The 17,211-nt window shown below is 66.1% G+C and carries 17 protein-coding genes; 6 read left to right on the top strand and 11 right to left on the bottom strand.

Annotated elements, in window-relative coordinates:
• Nucleotides 1–66: 66 nt before the first annotated feature.
• A complete protein-coding gene (locus tag IP92_RS00155) occupies nt 67–1,110 on the bottom strand; it encodes a rod shape-determining protein (protein ID WP_050409489.1) in 1,044 nt (347 codons plus the stop codon).
• Nucleotides 1,111–1,395: 285 nt separating this feature from the next.
• Between IP92_RS00155 and gatC the strand changes: the two genes are divergently transcribed.
• From gatC to IP92_RS00135, 4 genes are all read left to right on the top strand, one after another.
• Entirely contained in the window at nt 1,396–1,695 is a 300-nt protein-coding gene (gene gatC / locus IP92_RS00150) for an Asp-tRNA(Asn)/Glu-tRNA(Gln) amidotransferase subunit GatC (protein WP_145872514.1), read from the top strand.
• Nucleotides 1,696–1,738: 43 nt separating this feature from the next.
• On the top strand, nt 1,739–3,223 hold the full coding sequence (gene gatA / locus IP92_RS00145) for an Asp-tRNA(Asn)/Glu-tRNA(Gln) amidotransferase subunit GatA (protein WP_145873245.1): 1,485 nt from the start codon (nt 1,739–1,741) through the stop codon (nt 3,221–3,223).
• 22 nt (nt 3,224–3,245) lie between these two features.
• Nucleotides 3,246–4,706, top strand: coding sequence for an Asp-tRNA(Asn)/Glu-tRNA(Gln) amidotransferase subunit GatB (gene gatB / locus IP92_RS00140; protein WP_145872513.1), 1,461 nt, complete (start codon nt 3,246–3,248; stop codon nt 4,704–4,706).
• Between the two features lie 135 nt (nt 4,707–4,841).
• Complete coding sequence (locus IP92_RS00135; RefSeq protein ID WP_145872512.1) at nt 4,842–5,870, top strand: DUF1176 domain-containing protein; 1,029 nt, start codon at nt 4,842–4,844, stop codon at nt 5,868–5,870.
• Nucleotides 5,871–5,901: 31 nt separating this feature from the next.
• Here IP92_RS00135 and IP92_RS00130 read toward each other — a convergent pair whose 3' ends face one another.
• From IP92_RS00130 to pyrE, 8 genes are all read right to left on the bottom strand, one after another.
• Nucleotides 5,902–6,423 (bottom strand): pyridoxamine 5'-phosphate oxidase family protein, encoded by a 522-nt coding sequence (locus tag IP92_RS00130; protein ID WP_145872511.1) that lies wholly within the window; start codon nt 6,421–6,423, stop codon nt 5,902–5,904.
• A 72-nt stretch (nt 6,424–6,495) separates the two neighbouring features.
• Entirely contained in the window at nt 6,496–7,377 is an 882-nt protein-coding gene (locus IP92_RS00125) for an alpha/beta fold hydrolase (RefSeq protein ID WP_229418548.1), read from the bottom strand.
• The gene (locus tag IP92_RS00120) at nt 7,374–8,831 is read right to left on the bottom strand and encodes a radical SAM protein (RefSeq protein ID WP_145872510.1); all 1,458 of its coding nucleotides are present in this window, start codon (nt 8,829–8,831) and stop codon (nt 7,374–7,376) included. The genes IP92_RS00125 and IP92_RS00120 overlap by 4 nt, the downstream gene beginning before the upstream one ends.
• Nucleotides 8,828–9,610 (bottom strand): SEL1-like repeat protein, encoded by a 783-nt coding sequence (locus IP92_RS00115; RefSeq protein WP_145872509.1) that lies wholly within the window; start codon nt 9,608–9,610, stop codon nt 8,828–8,830. Before IP92_RS00115 ends, IP92_RS00120 begins: the two co-directional genes overlap by 4 nt.
• Nucleotides 9,607–10,359, bottom strand: coding sequence for a prolipoprotein diacylglyceryl transferase family protein (locus IP92_RS00110; RefSeq protein ID WP_145872508.1), 753 nt, complete (start codon nt 10,357–10,359; stop codon nt 9,607–9,609). Before IP92_RS00110 ends, IP92_RS00115 begins: the two co-directional genes overlap by 4 nt.
• On the bottom strand, nt 10,356–10,577 hold the full coding sequence (locus tag IP92_RS00105; protein ID WP_145872507.1) for a hypothetical protein: 222 nt from the start codon (nt 10,575–10,577) through the stop codon (nt 10,356–10,358). The genes IP92_RS00110 and IP92_RS00105 overlap by 4 nt, the downstream gene beginning before the upstream one ends.
• Complete coding sequence (locus IP92_RS00100; protein ID WP_145872506.1) at nt 10,577–10,942, bottom strand: hypothetical protein; 366 nt, start codon at nt 10,940–10,942, stop codon at nt 10,577–10,579. The genes IP92_RS00105 and IP92_RS00100 overlap by 1 nt, the downstream gene beginning before the upstream one ends.
• A gap of 39 nt (nt 10,943–10,981) precedes the next feature.
• Nucleotides 10,982–11,641, bottom strand: a complete 660-nt coding sequence (pyrE, locus tag IP92_RS00095) for an orotate phosphoribosyltransferase (RefSeq protein WP_145872505.1) — start codon at nt 11,639–11,641, stop codon at nt 10,982–10,984.
• Between the two features lie 38 nt (nt 11,642–11,679).
• Between pyrE and IP92_RS00090 the strand changes: the two genes are divergently transcribed.
• Together IP92_RS00090 and IP92_RS00085 are read left to right on the top strand one after the other, a co-directional pair.
• Entirely contained in the window at nt 11,680–12,450 is a 771-nt protein-coding gene (locus IP92_RS00090) for an exodeoxyribonuclease III (protein WP_145872504.1), read from the top strand.
• A 156-nt stretch (nt 12,451–12,606) separates the two neighbouring features.
• Nucleotides 12,607–15,387, top strand: coding sequence for an Ig-like domain-containing protein (locus IP92_RS00085; RefSeq protein WP_145872503.1), 2,781 nt, complete (start codon nt 12,607–12,609; stop codon nt 15,385–15,387).
• A 1-nt stretch (nt 15,388) separates the two neighbouring features.
• Here the strand turns inward: IP92_RS00085 and IP92_RS00080 are convergent, their stop codons facing one another.
• Together IP92_RS00080 and IP92_RS00075 are read right to left on the bottom strand one after the other, a co-directional pair.
• Nucleotides 15,389–16,297 carry a pseudouridine synthase gene (locus IP92_RS00080; RefSeq protein ID WP_229418547.1) on the bottom strand — a complete coding sequence of 303 codons (909 nt, stop codon included), beginning with the start codon at nt 16,295–16,297 and terminating at the stop codon, nt 15,389–15,391.
• Nucleotides 16,297–17,184 (bottom strand): M48 family metallopeptidase, encoded by an 888-nt coding sequence (locus IP92_RS00075; RefSeq protein ID WP_145872502.1) that lies wholly within the window; start codon nt 17,182–17,184, stop codon nt 16,297–16,299. Before IP92_RS00075 ends, IP92_RS00080 begins: the two co-directional genes overlap by 1 nt.
• Between the last annotated feature and the right edge of the window lie 27 nt (nt 17,185–17,211).

The raw sequence follows: 17,211 nt of genomic DNA, 5'->3' as shown, positions 1-17,211 counted from the left end.
AAATCCTGGTCGGGCGGAAGCGCCGCTGCTCGAATGGCCGGCGGCGCTTCTTCGTTGCGAACGCTTTTACTCGTAAGAGAAGATGGAACCCAGCTGGTCCATGCGCTCCAGCGCCATGCCCGAGCCACGCACCACGCAGGTCAGCGGATCTTCCGCCACTAGGACCGGCAGGCCGGTTTCTTCCATCAGCAGGCGATCCAGGTCGCGCAGCAGCGCACCGCCGCCCGTCAGCATCATGCCTTTTTCCGCGATGTCCGCGCCCAGTTCCGGCGGGGTCTGTTCGAGCGCGTTCTTGACGGCGGAAACGATGTTGTTCAGCGGGTCAGTCAGCGCTTCCAGGATCTCGTTCGACGAGATCGTGAACGAACGCGGAATGCCTTCGGACAGGTTGCGGCCCTTGACTTCCATTTCCTTCACTTCGGAGCCCGGGAACGCGGAACCGATCGCCTTCTTGATCGCCTCGGCCGTCTGTTCGCCGATCAGCATGCCGTAGTTACGGCGGATGTAGTTGACGATCGCCTCATCGAACTTGTCGCCACCCACGCGTACGGAGCCTTTGTAGACCATGCCGCCCAGCGAGATGATGCCCACTTCGGTGGTGCCGCCGCCGATGTCGACGACCATCGAACCGGTCGCGTCGGAGACCGGCAGGCCGGCGCCGATCGCCGCGGCCATCGGTTCTTCGATCAGGTACACCTGCGAGGCGCCGGCGCCCAGCGCCGATTCGCGGATCGCGCGGCGTTCCACCTGCGTGGAACCGCACGGCACGCAGATGATGATGCGCGGCGACGGGCGGAAGAATTTCGAATCGTGCACCATGCGGATGAACTGCTTGAGCATCTGCTCGGTGACGGTGAAGTCGGCGATCACGCCATCCTTCATCGGGCGGATCGCCTCGATGTTGCCGGGTACTTTACCCAGCATCTGTTTCGCTTCCTTGCCTACTGCCTGGATGGTCTTTTTGCCGTTCGGGCCGCCTTCCTGACGGATCGCCACCACCGAAGGCTCGTCGAGCACGATGCCCGAACCACGTACATAAATAAGGGTATTTGCCGTGCCGAGGTCAATGGCCAGATCGGACGAGATGTACCTGCGTAAAAAACCAAACATGAGTATCCTGTAGCGCTATGCCCGCGCGTGGGCAGTTGTCAAATAAACCGGTACACGGCGTGCCGTACCACGGTTCGTCATAGGCGGCGGCAAGCCCCAAGGCGCCGTCAACGCATCAACCCGCCATTCTACCTTATAATTCACAGGCTATTTACCTCGGATCACGCGAAATGTGCGGCCCTACAACCATGTTTTTGCACGGGGTTGCCGGTGCTTTAACGCCGAGATAGCCGATGTTACAAAAGTCTTGACGATTCAATAATTAAACACTCCGCGCCCCCGATCATGTCCCTGACACTCACCGACGTAAAACGCATCGCCAATCTGGCCCAATTGGAAATGGACGAGCAGCAGTCCGCGGCGATGCTGGAAAAGCTGAACGGTATTTTCGCGCTGGCCGAGCAGATGCAGGCCGTCGATACCGAAGGCGTCGCTCCGCTGGCCCATCCGCTGGCGGCCCATATGCAGGTGGCGCTGCGCCTGCGCGAAGACGTACCGCTAGAACCAAACCGCCGCGATGATTATCAGCAGGTGGCGCCGAAAACCGAAGACGGCCTGTACCTGGTGCCGAAAGTGATCGACTGACGCCTATCGACCGATAACCGCGCCGACTCCGAACAAGACCATGATCCATACGAAGACCCTCAAAGAACTGTCCGCGCTGCTGCAGTCGAAAGAGATTTCCGCCACCGAACTGGCGACGCACTACCTCGACCGCATCGAAGCCTCGGACCTGAACGCCTTCCTGCACGTGGACCGCGCATTGACGCTGGCCCAGGCCGCCGATGCGGACGCCCGCATCGCCGCCGGCAATGCCCACCCGCTGACGGGTGTGCCGATCGCGCACAAGGATATTTTCGTCACGCGCGGCTGGCGCTCGACGGCCGGCTCGAAAATGCTGGCCGACTACGTCAGCCCGTTCGACGCCACCGTCGTCGAGAAGTTGCATGCGGCCGGCATGGTCCACCTGGGCAAACTGAACTGCGACGAATTCGCGATGGGCTCGTCCAACGAGAATTCCGCGTTCGGCGCCGTGAAAAACCCGTGGGACACGGCGGCAGTACCGGGCGGCTCGTCCGGCGGTTCGGCAGCGGCTGTCGCCGCGCGCCTGGCGCCGGCCGTGACCGGCACCGACACGGGCGGCTCGATCCGCCAGCCGGCCTCGTTCTGCGGCATCACCGGCATCAAGCCGACCTATGGCCGCGTGTCGCGCTTCGGCATGATCGCGTTCGCGTCGTCGCTCGACCAGGGCGGCCCGATGGCGCAGACGGCCGAGGATTGCGCCCTGCTGCTGTCCGCCATGGCCGGCTTCGACGAGCGCGACTCGACGAGCCTGACGCCGGAACAGGGCGGCGTCCACGAGGACTTCAGCCGCAACCTGAACGAGCCGCTCACCGGCCTGCGCATCGGCGTGCCGAAGGAATACTTCGGCGCCGGCCTGGCCACCGACGTCGAGCAGGCCGTGCGCGCCGCGCTCGATCAGTTCGTCAAGCTGGGCGCCACGCTGGTCGACATCTCGCTGCCGAATACGGCGCTGTCGATCCCGGCGTATTACATGATCGCGCCGGCGGAAGCCTCGTCGAACCTGTCGCGCTTCGACGGCGTGCGCTACGGCTTCCGCGCCGAGGGCTACAAGGACCTGCAGGACATGTACAAGAAGACGCGCGCGCAAGGCTTCGGCCCGGAAGTGAAGCGCCGCATCATGGTCGGCACCTACGTGCTGTGCCACGGCTATTACGACGCTTACTACGTCAAGGCGCAGAAGATCCGCCGCCTGATCGCCGACGATTTCGCGAAGGTGCTGTCCGGTCCCGATGCCGTCTGCGACGTGATCATGGGCCCGGTCGCACCGACCGTCGCCTGGGACCTGGGTTCGAAGGCGGACGATCCGGTGGCCAACTACCTGGCCGACATCTTCACGCTGTCCACCAGCCTGGCCGGCCTGCCCGGCATGTCGATCCCGGTCGGCTTCGGCCAGGGCGACAAGAACGCGAACCGTCCGGTGGGCCTGCAAATCATCGGCAATTACTTCGCCGAGGCGAAGCTGCTGAACGTCGCCCACCAGTACCAGCAAGCGACCGACTGGCACAAGCGCGCACCCGCCGGCATCTGAGAGATCACAAGGAAGAACAACTATGGAATGGGAAGTCGTCATCGGTCTCGAAAACCACGTGCAGCTCACGACCGATTCGAAAATCTTCAGCGGCTCGCCGACGGCGTTCGGCGCGGAACCGAACACGCAGGCCAGCGCGATCGACCTGGCCCTGCCGGGCGTGCTGCCCGTGATGAACAAGCAGGCCGTGGACCGGGCGATCCGCTTCGGCCTCGCGGTGGGCGCGAAGATCGCGCCGCAATCCATCTTCGCGCGCAAGAACTACTTCTATCCTGACCTGCCGAAGGGCTACCAGATCAGCCAGATGGACGACCCGGTCGTGCAGGGCGGCTCGCTGACGTTCGGCTACGAGAAGGACGGCAAGTTCGTCACGAAGACCGTCAACCTGACGCGCGCTCACCTGGAAGAGGATGCCGGTAAATCGCTGCACGAGGATTACCACGGCATGTCCGGCATCGACCTGAATCGCGCCGGCACGCCGCTGCTCGAGATCGTGTCGGAACCGGAGATCCGCTCGGCGCAGGAAGCCGTGGCATATGCGAAGGCGCTGCATGGCCTCGTCGTGTGGCTGGGCGTCTGCGACGGCAATATGCAGGAAGGCTCGTTCCGCTGCGACGTCAACGTGTCCGTGCGGCCGAAGGGCCAGAAGGAATTCGGCACGCGTTGCGAGATCAAGAACCTGAACTCGTTCCGCTTCATCGAGGAAGCCGTCAACGTCGAAGTGCGCCGCCAGATCGAACTGATCGAGGACGGCGGCAAGGTCGTGCAGGCGACGCGCCTGTACGATCCGGACAAGAAGGAAACGCGCGAGATGCGCAGCAAGGAAGACGCGCAGGATTATCGCTACTTCCCGGACCCGGACCTGCCGCCGCTGGCGATCTCGCCGGACTGGATCGAGCGCGTGAAGGCCGCGATGCCGGAACTGCCGGCCGTGATGCGCGAGCGCTTCGTCAATCAGTACAAGTTGCCCGAGTACGACTCGCTGGTGCTGACCGCGTCGAAGGCGATGGCGACCTACTTCGAAGCCGTGGTGGCGAAAGCCGGCCAGGAAAACGCCAAGGCGGCGGCGAACTGGCTGATGGGCGACGTTTCGTCCACGCTGAACCGCAACGACGTCGACATCGCCGACGCCCCCGTCAAGCCGGCGCAGCTGGCGCTGATGTTGAAGCGGATCGCCGACGGCACGATCTCGAACAAGGCCGCCAAGGAAGTGTTCCAGGCGCTGTGGGAAGCCAATGCGGATGACGAGGCGCTCGTCGACCAGATCATCAAGGACAAGGACCTGGGCCAGGTATCCGACGCCGGCGCCCTGGTGGCGATCGTCGACGAAGTCATCGCCAACAACGCCAAGTCCGTCGAGCAGTACCGCGCCGGCAAGGAAGCGGCGATCAACGCGCTGATCGGCCAAGCGATGAAGGCATCGAAGGGCAAGGCCAATCCGGCGCAGCTGACGGAACTGCTGAAGCAGAAGCTGGCCGGCTGATCGGCCCGTGCCTGAAGAAAGGACGCCGCCGGCGTCCTTTTTTTTGTCGTTGTCATCCGCAAGTATCGGCTGCGTGCCGTGCCCGCGGCCGTGCCAGGTGCTATCGTGGCACTTTGCGCAACGACGGGAGAAACGATGACGAAGACGACCTTCCTTGCAACCCTGCTTTCCGTGGCCGGTGCCGCCCTGGCCGGCGAGCCGGCCGGCATCCACTTCACCCATCACGACTGGGAAGTCGCCTGCGACAACACCCGCACCTGCCGCGCCGCCGGCTACCAGCAGGACGATGCGCGCGGACCGGCCGCCTCCGTGCTGCTGGAACGCCGCGCGGGACCGCGCGAACCCGTGCAGGCGCAACTGCGCCTCGGCAGCTACGACGAGGAAGCGCCCGTCCCTGCCGGCGACGTGGTGACGATGTCGATCGACCGCCGTCCGCTCGGCGACGTGCGGATCGACCGCAAGACGTTGACGGGCACGCTCACCACCGCGCAAGCCGATGCACTGGTCACCGCATTGGCGCACACCGGCGTGCCCCAGTGGACGGACGGGAAGCACGTGTGGACGGTCTCCGGCAAAGGTGCCGCGGCCGTGCTGCTGAAGATCGACGAGTTCCAGGGCCGCCTGGGCACGGCCGGCGCGCTGCTGCGCAAGGGCCCGCAGCACGAGGATGCGGTGCGGCCCGCGCTGCCGCTGCCGGAAGTCATTCCCGCCGCGGCCGGCGAGACGGAGCTGACGCTGGCACCGCAAGAGCGCGCCGCACTGTTGCGCGAGCTGCGCGCCAATCTCGGCGGCGAAGACTGCAATGCGTGGGCACCGGACCAACTCACCGTGCTGCGGCTGGCAAAGGACAAGCTGCTGGCCACATTGCCCTGCTGGACGGGTGCCTACAATGAAGGCAGCGCGTACTGGGTCACGAACAAGGCGGCCCCGTATGCACCGGTACTGGTCACGACGAAAGGCACATCGTTCGCGGCAGGCACCCTTGCCGCCGAACAGAAGGGCCGCGGGCTCGGCGACTGCTGGGCCAGGGAGGAATGGACGTGGGATGGCCGCCGCTTCGTGCTGACGGAAGCGGCGACAACGGGCATGTGCCGCCTCGTCGCCGCCGGCGGGGCCTGGAAGCTGCCTACCTACGTGGCGCGGGTCAAGCGCGGCCCCCGCTGACAGCCGCCATGGCGCGACGCGCCACCCGATGCTACGGCGCGACCCGGCCTTCGATCGAATCGTCGAGCGTCTTGCCGACGGCCGCGCCGACCATGATCTTCAAGCCGGACACGAAGTTGCCGTGCTTGTTGTCCCAGTAATAGCCCTCGGTGGGCACCACGCGGATCAGCGTGATCCGCGGGTCGTCCTCGCCCTCGGTGAACCACGTCTTCAGTTCCGGGCTCCACAGCTGGTGGATGCGGGCGCGATCGCGCGACAGTGTCGCGATACCGTCCAGGTACAGGAAGCCGGAATGCGCCGTCGCCTGGAAATACAGGCGTACCTTCGGGTCGGCCTCGACTTCGGCGTTCTTCGTGCTGTCGGCGGAGCTCATGAACCACAGGCTGCCGGCGTCGTCGATGTCGAGCACGGACATCGGCCGCACGTCGTTGCCGCCGCTGATGAAGAAGCAGCTCTTCGCGGCGTCGACGATGTGTTTGATGCGCTTGACGGCGTCGCGGCCCGTCAGGTCTTCGTGGTTGTGTTCCGGCTGGTTGCGGTTGATCGAATCCATGCTGTCCTCCCATTCCTGGCGTATGCGATGCGCCCATGCTAAGGGCGTTCGGGAGAACGGTATGTGGGGTGCCTAACGCACTGGCGCCGCCGACGGCAACGCCAGTCGTGCGTCGATCCAGCGGACGATGTCGGCCACGATCGCCTCCCGGTTCACCTCGTTGAAATTCTCGTGATAGTTGCCCGGCTCGACGCGGCAGGTCAGCAGCTCGGCGGGCACGTCGCGGAGCAGCTCCAGGCTCGCGCGCGTATCGGCCAACCGGTCCTGCCCCGCCAGCACGACATACAGCGGATGACGCCAACCCTCCAGCGACAAGCCCTGCTGCGCCTGCTGCAGCGCGTGGCCGAAGCGCACCGATACCTCGGTGGCGCGCACGCCGTCCGCCTCGTCGCGGTGGTGGCGGTCGGTGATGTCCGGATCGTGCGTCAGCACGTCCGTCAGCGACGCCAGCGGCACCTTCATCTTCGGTACCAGCCATGCCAGCACGGCGGACAGCTTGCGCAGCGGCGCCGCCACGGGAATCGCGTTGACGTAGTACGGCGAGGACAGAATGAAGCCGGCAATGCCGTCCACGCCGGCGAGGCCCCAGCGCGTGGCGATCAGGCCTCCCATCGAATGGCCGATGACGAATACTGGCAGGCCCGCGTAGCGCCGCCGCACCCAGTCGTGGAATAGCGTCGTCTCTTCGAGGAACACGTCGAAGCCGGGAATGTCCACGCGCCGGCCCTGGGCGTGGCCGCACAGGTCGTACGCGGCGGTGGCGATGCCGTGGCTGCGGAAGAGCCGTGCCACCGCCACCCAATCGCCCGCGTGGGCCATGCCGCCATGCAGCGCCAACAGCACGGCACGCGGTGCGGGCGGTTCCCACACGTGCACGGTGCGCGGCGCTCCCGCGCGGCCGTCGAACGACGCGAGCGCATCCTCGCCGAAGCGCATCCCCGGCGCGACCGTCATGCCGGCACCAGCGGGATCGAGCGGCGCCGCTGCGCGAATTGCGTGGCGATGCTGTCGCGGATCGCAGCGAGTCGCGTGCCGTCGCGGTACAGCAGGTTGTAGCTTTCGAACGGCACCATCTTCCCGTCCGGCAGCGCGAAGTGAATGCACGATTTCTTCAGCGCGCGCACGTCCAGCGAGTACGCGTCCATGAACTGCACGATCAGCACGCGGAACACGTTATCGTAGCGCAGCGCGGCCGGTGCGCTGACGAGCGGCAGGCAGCACATCAGCTCGGAGAGGCAGTTGGCCTGCGATTCGGGCGAGTGGTTCGTCGAGAACAGCTTGAAGACCTGGTCGCGCACGGCGACCTTCAGCGCTTCGTCGCGCTCGAACACGATCGTGTTGCCGCCGCCTTCGACGAGCGTTTGCGGGTCGAGGTAGCGCGTCAGCGGCACCGTGCGCTCGTCCGTCTTGATCGCGTAGGCCATCGCCAGCGTGTCCGGGTTGCACGGCACGGGGACGATGTCCTCCAGCGTGAACAGCGCGCTTTGCTCGGCGATGCGGCGGCGCACTTCCGAGACCGTCAGCCGGTGCAGCTTCGGATCGTAATCGCGCACGCGGCCCGCATCCTGGATCGGCTGCAAGGTCACGCCGCGCACGCACGGCTGGCGCAGCGCGAAGTCGATGATGGCGCCGATCTCGCCGTCGTTGACGCCCTTCTTCAACGTGACGACAAGGGTCGTCGACAGCCCCGCCTCGTTCAGGTGTTCCAGCGCCTGCATGCGGATCCGCGTCAGGTCCGCACCGCGCAGTTCGCGGTGCACCTCGGCGCGCAGCGAATCGAACTGCAGGTAGACTTCCACGCCCGGCGCGTAGCCGGCCAGCCGCTGCACGAATGCCTTGTCCTGCGCCAGCACGATGCCGTTCGTGTTGATCATCGCGTGGCGGATCGGGCGCGCCTTCACGGCGTCGAGGATGTCCCAGAACTGCGGGTGCACGGTCGGCTCGCCCCCGGACAACTGCAGCACGTCCGCTTCACCCTCGTTGGCGACGACGGTGTCGAGCATCCGTTCCACCTCCGCCAGCGAGCGGTGGCGCTCGCGGTGCGTGCCGCTCTCCGCATAGCACACGGGGCAGTTCAGGTTGCAGTTGTCGGTGATCTCGACGACCGACAGGCACGAGTGCTGCATGTGATCCGGGCACAGGCCGCAGTCGTACGGACAGCCGTATTCCATCTTCGTGTTGAACAGCTGCGGCATCTCGGGATGCTTGACGAAGACTTCGCGGCACAGCCGGTAATAGGCGACGTCGTCGCTGACCAGCACGCGTTCGCTGCCGTGCGCACCGCACCATTTGTCCATATAGACCTTGTCGTCCTTGAACACGATCTTGGCTTCGACGGGGTGCAGGCATTGCGAGCAGACGGAAGTCGTCGTGTCGTAGAACAGGTAGGGGCGGGATTTGCGGCTCATCGGATTTTCTCGCGGGGTGGTGCCGGATAGCGTTGTTCGGATTCGGCGACGAGGCGGCGCAGGTCCGCCGCTTCGCGCTCGCCGGCTGCGATGTCGGCGGCATTCATCTTCGTCTTCATCGTGCCGATGCGCGCCTCATCCTTGGTCAGCAGCAGCCACGCCAGCGCCATCGCATCCGGGCGGGCGGGAGAGGCCAATGCGTCGGGGCTCGGCAGTCCACAGTGCAGGATGCTGCGGGCGCGCCATAGTTTCCACGGTCCCGGTTCGTTGTGATCCGCCAGCACGACACTGAGCCGGTAGGCCGGCGCCACGTGGTGCTGCATACGCCGGTCCGGCAACGGCGTGAGGAAGGTGCATGCCCGGGTGGCGGCCTGGCTCAACAACTCGATACCGCGCGCCCGGTCCCGCTGGGTGGGCGGCAGCACGGTACCGATGCCGAAGCTGGACCGTCCTGTCGCCAGCAGTTCGCCAAGGATCGCCTGCGCCGGCCCATAGCCGTGAGCAGCAGCGTCAGACAGCAGCGCGACGGCGCGGGAAGGGTCGCGCTGCTCGGCATTCGCAGCGGACAACAGATCGCCGGCCTGCGCCACCATTGCCGCCGGGTCCCCTGCCTGCACGGCGGATTCGCGTTGCGCAATGCGCTGCTGGCGGCTTTCCTCCATCTGGCGCACCTCCCGCTGCTGACGCACCTCCGACATCACGGACATCGTGATGCAGCCGGTCCCACCGACCAGGGCGAGGGCGACGAGCACGAAGCCCGCCCGAGCGTTCCTGTTCATGTCGCTTGTACCTCCTTCACGTTACGGTAGACAGCCGGCAGGTATGCCGCCAGCGCCAGCAGGCAGACGAGCTGGATGCCCGACAAGCCCAGGCCATAATCGAACGGCAGCGGTTTGATGCCGTCGACCAGCAGCCGCCACGCCAGGTAGGACGAGAGATAAAGCTTGAACGCCAGCCCGCTGTGCCGGGCCAGTGCCGCGCGCGAGCGCCACAGCAGCAGGCCCACGACGAGCACGAACAGCATGTCGTACAGCTGCGTCGGATGACGCGCGATGCCGTCGCCGAAGTCGACACCCCACGGCAGCGCCGTCGGGGTGCCATACGTACCGTCGTGCAGGCCGGCGAGAAAACAGCCGATCCGCCCGACGACGGTGCCGGCGACGAGCGGCAGGATGAACTGGTCGCCCGTCGAGCGCGTGATGCCGGTGAGCTTCTTCGCGATTTCCACGCCGATCAGCCCGCCCAGCAGGCCGCCGACGATCGACTGGCCCGAGGCGATCAGGCGCCAGTCCTTCGCCGCTGCGGCCCACAGGTGCGGCATCTCGATCCAGAATACGAGCTTGTTGCCGATCGCCGCGCCGAGGATGCAGCCGACGACGACGGCAAAGGAGCCCGGCTGCAGCATGGCCGGCTGGCCGGCGCGCCGGCGCTGCCAGCGGTACAGCTGCACGCCGGTGGCCAGCGCCAGCCATTCGAACAGCAGATGCGTGTAGCGGGCGGCGTCCGCCGTCAGCAGCGGCGCCGTCATGCTTCCGGCGCACGGCGGTTGCGCCAGATGGAAACGACGACGGAAGCGATGAAGACGGCAATGAGGATGCCCGCCACGCCGAGCATGACGAACATGGCGCCGCCGCTTTGCTGCATGCCGACCGATATGCCGACCAGGCCGCAGGCACCGAAGCCGACCAGCAGCACGGCCAGCAACAGCGTGAGGAGGATGCGCCCTGCCAGCGCCAGGCGCCCCATCAGGCCGTGATACTGAGCGTGATACCCATATTGACGAGCAGCGTCAGGTCGGCAATCGAGAAATCGAGCGACTCTTGCGGCGCCATGCCCACGACAGTGATACGCAGCTCGGCGGCCAGCGGCGGCACGTCGAACGTGATGCCGCGTGCCTCGCATTCATGCAGCCACGCGCGCAGGTGGCGCAGCAGCGCATCCGGGTTCTCGTCCTGCCCCAGGTCCACGTAGAAGCCGGCATCGATGCGCACGCGGCCATCCGGCCGCACGTCGCCCTTCTGCCAGCTGCCCTCCGGCTCGCTGGGCAGGCCGTCGCGCACGTCCGCGACGGCAGCCTCGTCTCCATAGACTTTCAGGGATGCTTTGTTCATAGTGGCTCCATCGTTGTTGTTGCCACTATTTAAGCACAATCAGGCGACGCCGTAACGGTTGCGGTATTCGGCCACCGCGTCCTTGTACTGCGCCAGCGCGGGATCGGCGGACAGGTAGCCGAACAGGTCGGCCAGGTTGCCGATCGAGATCACGGGGATGCCGTAGTTCTCGCTGACCTCCTGCACCGCGGACAGCGCCGACAGCTGTCCTTCCTTGCCGCCCCGTTCCATCCGGTCCAGCGCGATCAGCACGGCGCACGGCTCCGCGCCGGCGTTGCGGATCATCTCGACCGATTCGCGCACCGAGGTGCCGGCGGAGATCACGTCGTCGACGATGACGACCTTACCGGCCAGCTTCGCGCCGACCAGCGTGCCGCCTTCGCCGTGGCCCTTGGCTTCCTTGCGGTTGTAGGCGAACGACGTGTTGCGGCCCTTGCCGGCCAGCGCCATCGCCGTTGCCGCGGCCAAGGTGATGCCCTTGTAGGCGGGGCCGAACAGCATGTCGAACTGCACGCCGGAGTCGAGCAGCGTCTGCGCGTAGAAGTCCGCCAGTTTCGCCAGCGTGGCGCCATCGTGGAACAGGCCAGCGTTGAAGAAATAGGGCGACAAGCGCCCTGCTTTGGTCGTGAATTCGCCGAATTTCAGCACTCCCGCCTCGACGGAAAACGCGATAAACTCTTGCCTCAAATTACTGTTCATATGCCTGCCCCGTTTAAAAAGTGCCGGTATTTTAATCCATGCCCAAGATCATCTCCGCCAACCTGAATGGCATCCGCTCCGCCGCCAAGAAAGGCTTTTTCAACTGGATGGGGTCCCAATCCGCCGATTTTATCTGCGTGCAGGAACTCAAGTGCCAGGCCAGCGACATGACGGAGGAATTCCTCAATCCGCATGGCTACCATGGCCACTTCCACTACGCCGAGAAGAAGGGTTACTCCGGTACGGGCGTCTACAGCAAGATCGCTCCCGATGCCGTGAAGATCGGCTTCGGCAGCCCCGAATTCGATGCCGAGGGCCGCTACGTGCGCTGCGATTTCGGCGACCTGACCGTGATTTCCGTGTACTGCCCGTCCGGCTCGTCGTCGCCGGAGCGGCAGGAAGCGAAATTCCGCTTCATGGAGCTGTTCCTGCCCCACCTGGTGGAACTGCGCGCGGAAGGCCGCGAGGTCGTCATCTGCGGCGACTGGAACATCGCCCACAAGGAAATCGACCTGAAGAACTGGAAGGGCAACGTCAAGAATTCCGGCTTCCTGCCGGAGGAACGGGCATGGCTGACGCGCGTGTTCGACGAATGCGGCTACGTGGACGTGCACCGCGGCCTCGACCCGCGCCCGGAACAGTACACGTGGTGGAGCAACCGCGGCCAGGCATACGCGAAGAACGTCGGGTGGCGCATCGACTACCACGTGGCGACGCCCGGCATCGCGCAGTGCGCTCAGACGGTGTCCGTCTACAAGGACGAGAAGTTTTCCGATCACGCGCCGCTGATCATCGAATACGCGCGCTGATCCCTCTCGCGCCCCTTCTGGAACGGCCGGCTCCCGCCGGCCGTTTGCTTTGGTGGCTCGAATACAACTACGCGACACACGGTTACATTTCCACAAGGAAAAATGTGTGTCCCCTTGTTATGATACCGTCCTCACCTTGCATCCCCCGGAGTCGCCATGCCCACCGATAAAACCCGCCCGCTCCTCACGTCCGCGACGCCGGCGGACGACAGCGGCGCCGTTGCCGTTGGCGCGGACATCGTGCTGACGTTCAGCGAGGCGGTCAAGGCTGGCAGCGGCAAGATCTTCGTCTCGAACGGCGCGACGCAGACGTACCTGGGAGCGGACGGCCAGCTGCACACACGCATCGTCAACGCGACCGATACGCGCGCGATCGACATCGCCGACACGAGCCAGGTGACGATCGCCGGCAACAAGCTCACGCTGAACCTGGCCGCCGACCTGCGCGGCGGCACCGGCTACAGCGTGATCATGGAGGGTGGCGTCGTCACGGACCTGGCAGGCAACAGCTACGCCGGCCTGACGGACGGCACTCGCCTGAATTTCGTGACCCACGCGTCGGACCAGATCAAGCCGACGGTCGCCGCGCTGACCTTGTCGGACTACTACCTCGAGACGGGCGAGCATGCGACGTTGACCTTGACGATGAGCGAGCGGGTCACCGGCATCACGGCCGCCGATTTCGACGTTGTCGGCGCGTGGATCGACGGCCCGCTGACGTCCGCCGACGGCATCACGTGGACGGCCACCGTGGTGCCCAATACCGACCAGACGGGTGACGGCAGGATCACGTTCCACGCCGGGCACGCCGTCGACATGGCCGGCAACCAGGCCACGGGCACGACGACGTCGCTTGAATTCGGCATCCACACGCCGAACGGCTTGTCGTTCCGGCTGTCCGAAGACACGGGCGCATACGACGACGACTTCGTGACGAACGTCGCCACGGGCCAGCAAATCGAGATCAGCTACGAACTGGCGCTCGCGGCGGGCGACAGGGTGCAGGTGTCGCTGGACGGCACGCATTACACGGATGCGAACCTGGTGGCCAGCGACGGCGGCAGTTTCTGGACGCTGTCCGGCGTCGACCTGCCGGGCGCTTCCGGCACCATCACCGTACGCGTGCTCGACGTGACCGGTGCGGTGAAAACGAGCCTGTCGCGCGACTACACGGTCGACACGACCGCTTCCGCGCCATCGGCCGAGTCGGCGACGGTCACGCTGGACGCGGCCAGCAATTCCGGCAGCACGTACGACACCGTCACGAACGCCACCACGCCATGGGTCGCCGTGCACCTGGCCGGCGCCGCCGGCTACCACGTGGGCGACGTGATCGAGGTGTGGGAAGACGGCGCGGAAGGCTCCCCTGCAGGCCGCACGGTGCTGCAGGCAACCGACTTCGACGCGGCCGGCAACCTGTTGTCGACCAGCGTGAAGGTGCTGGTCGACGGGTCGCTGCTGGGCGGCACCGAGGGCACGCACGACCTGAAGGCGCGCGTGACGGATGCCGCCGGCAACGGCAGCTACGGCTCGGCACTGCTGCACCTGCAGATCGACACGACCGGCCCTGCGCTGGTCGACAGCGCACCGGATGAAGGCGAAGTCGTCTCCGGCGTCCTGCCGACGATCACGCTGCGGTTCTCCGAGGACGTGGAGATCAATGCGCAGACCACGTTCGTCCTGGCGAGCGACAAGGGCGACCGGCAGGAATTCGTCGGCGAGCAAGTCGGCGCGCTGTCGTACGACGCCGCGACCCATACGCTGACGGTGACGCTGGACCACGCCAAACTGGACGGCGGCGCGCACTACAGCTTCACCACGTCGAACAACCTGTACGACGAGGCGGGCAACCTGGGCTGGTATGCGGAACACGCGCTGCTGGAGTTCACCACGCAGGCCGACGGCACCATCGTGCCCGTCACGCCCACGCTGGCGCTGCGCGCGGATACGGCCAGCCGTTCCGGCGGCGCGGACGAGGCGAGGGACGGCATCACGAACGACCGCCAGATCGACGTGGCCGGCCTGCAGGCCGGCGGCTCGTGGGAATACAGCATCGACGGCGGCAGCACGTGGCAGGACGGCGACGGCGGTGCGATCCTGCTGCCCAATGCGTCGGCCAGCTACGCCGCCGGCAAGATCCTCGTGAAGCAGTACGACGCACCCGGCCAGACGGGCCACGTCAGCGCCATCGGCAGCATGGACGCGGTGACGATCGACGTGACGAAGCCCCAATCGGCGATCGACTACAAGTCGTTCGACTTCTTCGGCATCGGCAGCGCGATCAGCTTCTACGGCAGCATCGCCCGGGCCGGCGCGGGCGACGACATCGTCGAATATACGGTGGACGGCGGCGCGACGTGGCAGCGCGCGGCATCGAACGGCAGCGCCGTCATCGACATCGCCAATGCCAATGTGCCGCGCGGCGGCGCGATCGGCGTGCAGGTGTCCGACATCGCGGGCAACCTGGCCACCAACGTCACCGGTGCCAGCAGCGTGTACGTGGGCGACGGCTACGGCGGCACATTCACCGTCACCGCCGGCACGGCCCTGTTCGCGCAGCGCGGCGACGACACGATCCAGATCGGCGGCACGGGCTTCGCGCTGATCGACGGCGGCACCGGCAACGACACGCTGCGCTTCACGTCCGGCCTTGACATGCGGCTCGATGCCTACACCAGCAAGCTGGCCAACATCGAAATCATCGACCTGAACGCCGGCACCGGCACGGCCAGCACGCTGCGGCTGACCAAGGACGCCATCGAGCACGTGACGGCCGCCCACACGCTGACGGTCACGGGCGATGCGAGCGACAAGGTGGTGTTCATCGAGGATGGCTGGTCGCTGGCCGGCACGTCCGGCGGCTACGCCAACTGGGTGAACGACGGCGTGACGGTGCTGGTCGGCGTGAACGTCGTCGCAGGGTCGCTGACCACCTGAGCTACAGGCTGCGCCGGCTTTCAAAGTAGCGCCACTCCCCCGTCAGCGGATCGGGAAAGCCGATCGCCCGCGCCAGCAGTTTCAACGGCGCGGACACGTCGTCCTGTTTGCATGGCAGGGCGACCGGGTAGAACGCGTCGTTGACGATCGGGATGCCCAGCGCGGCCAGGTGCACGCGCAGCTGGTGCTGCCGGCCCGTGTGGGGCCACAGCCGGTACAGCACGTGCTCGCCGCGGCGTTCGACGACGTCGATCATCGTCTCCGAATTCGGCTCGCCCGGCTCTTCCTTCATCGTGAAGAACTTGTCGCCCTGGACCATCCGGCTGCTGTAGCTGAACGGGAACTCGCGGCCCTCCAGCGCCGGGGCCAGCGCCTCGTACTCCTTCTGCACGAGGCGCTTCTGGAACAGCGACTGGTAAGCGCCACGCGTGTCCAGGTTGCACGAGAAGACGACGACGCCGGCCGTCTCGCGGTCCAGCCGGTGGATCGGCACCAGGTCTTCGATCCCAAGGCGGGCGCGCAGGCGCACCAGCAAGGTCTCCTTCAGGAAGCGGCCGGTCGGGATCGTCGGCAGGAAGTGCGGCTTGTCGGCCACGATGATGTGCTCGTCCTGGTACAGGATCTCTTCGGCGAACGGGATCGGCGTCTCGTGTTCCAGCTCGCGGTAGTAGAAGATGCGCAGGTTGCGCTGGTACGGCGAGTCGGGGCGCAGCGGCCGGCCTGCGGCATCGACAACGTCGCCGCGTGCCATCCGCTCGCGCCACTGCGGCTCCGTGACGGCCGGGTAGTTCGCCACCATGAAGCTGATCAGGTCCGGCCAATCGCCTTCCGGCAGCCACAGATAGCTGGGCGTGACGCCGTCGCGCATCGGCAGCGGCGCCTTGCCATGCAACTTCACGGTGGAGGACATCAGGACTTCGGCAGCGGCGTGGTCCGGTAAGGCGGCAATGCGGCAACCGTGGTGCCGCGCGTGCGCGCGTACACCGGCAGCACCAGCGGCATGTTCTTGTTCATCTCGGCGATGCGGGTATCGCCGCTCGGGTGCGTGGACAGGAATTCGATCGGCGCGCGCGCATTGACGGCGCCCATCTTCTGCCACAGCGCGATGCCGGCGCGGGGATCGTAACCGGCGCGGGCCGCCAGGTCGATGCCGACCAGGTCCGCCTCCGTTTCCTCGCCGCGCGAGAACTTCAGCACGGCCGCCTGTGCCGCGACGCGGCCGCCCAGGTCCGTGATGTTCGGGTCGATGCCGAACAGCGCGGAAGCGGCGATGCCACCAAGCTTGCCGGCGATCGCGGCCAGCTGCGATTCGCCCTGGCGCTTGCGGGCATGCTCGCGCAGCGCGTGGGCGATCTCGTGGCCCATCACCATCGCCACTTCGTCATCCGTCATGTTCAGCTTCGTCAGGATGCCGGAGAAGAATGCGATGCGGCCGCCCGGCATGCAGAACGCGTTTACCTGGTTCGAGTTCAGCAGATTCACTTCCCAGTTCCAGTTCGACGCTTCCGGGTTCCAGCGCCCCACGTGCGGGATGATCCGCTTGGCGATCGCGCGCAGGCGTTGCACCTGCGGGTGATTGTCGGGGAACAGCGCGTTCTTCTGGTCCGCCTCCTTCAGCAGCGAGTCGTACTGCAGTTTCGACTGCTGGTTGACGGCCTGCTCGTCGGACAGCACGCGCAGGCGCGACAGGCGCGTGACGGGGATCCCGTCGCCCTGCGGCTCGGGTGGCTGGGCCGGCGCCAGCTGCATGCTGGCGGCCAGGGCGACAAAGGCGAAGGTATGTTTCAGGCGTTTCATGTCAGGTCTTTTCGGGCGGCGGTAGAC

It is taken from the genome of Pseudoduganella flava (assembly GCF_007830495.1).
In the GTDB taxonomy this organism is placed as follows: domain Bacteria; phylum Pseudomonadota; class Gammaproteobacteria; order Burkholderiales; family Burkholderiaceae_D; genus Rugamonas; species Rugamonas flava.
The sequence above is the reverse complement of the archived record's forward strand: the minus strand, read 5'-3'. Positions and strand labels throughout refer to the sequence as shown.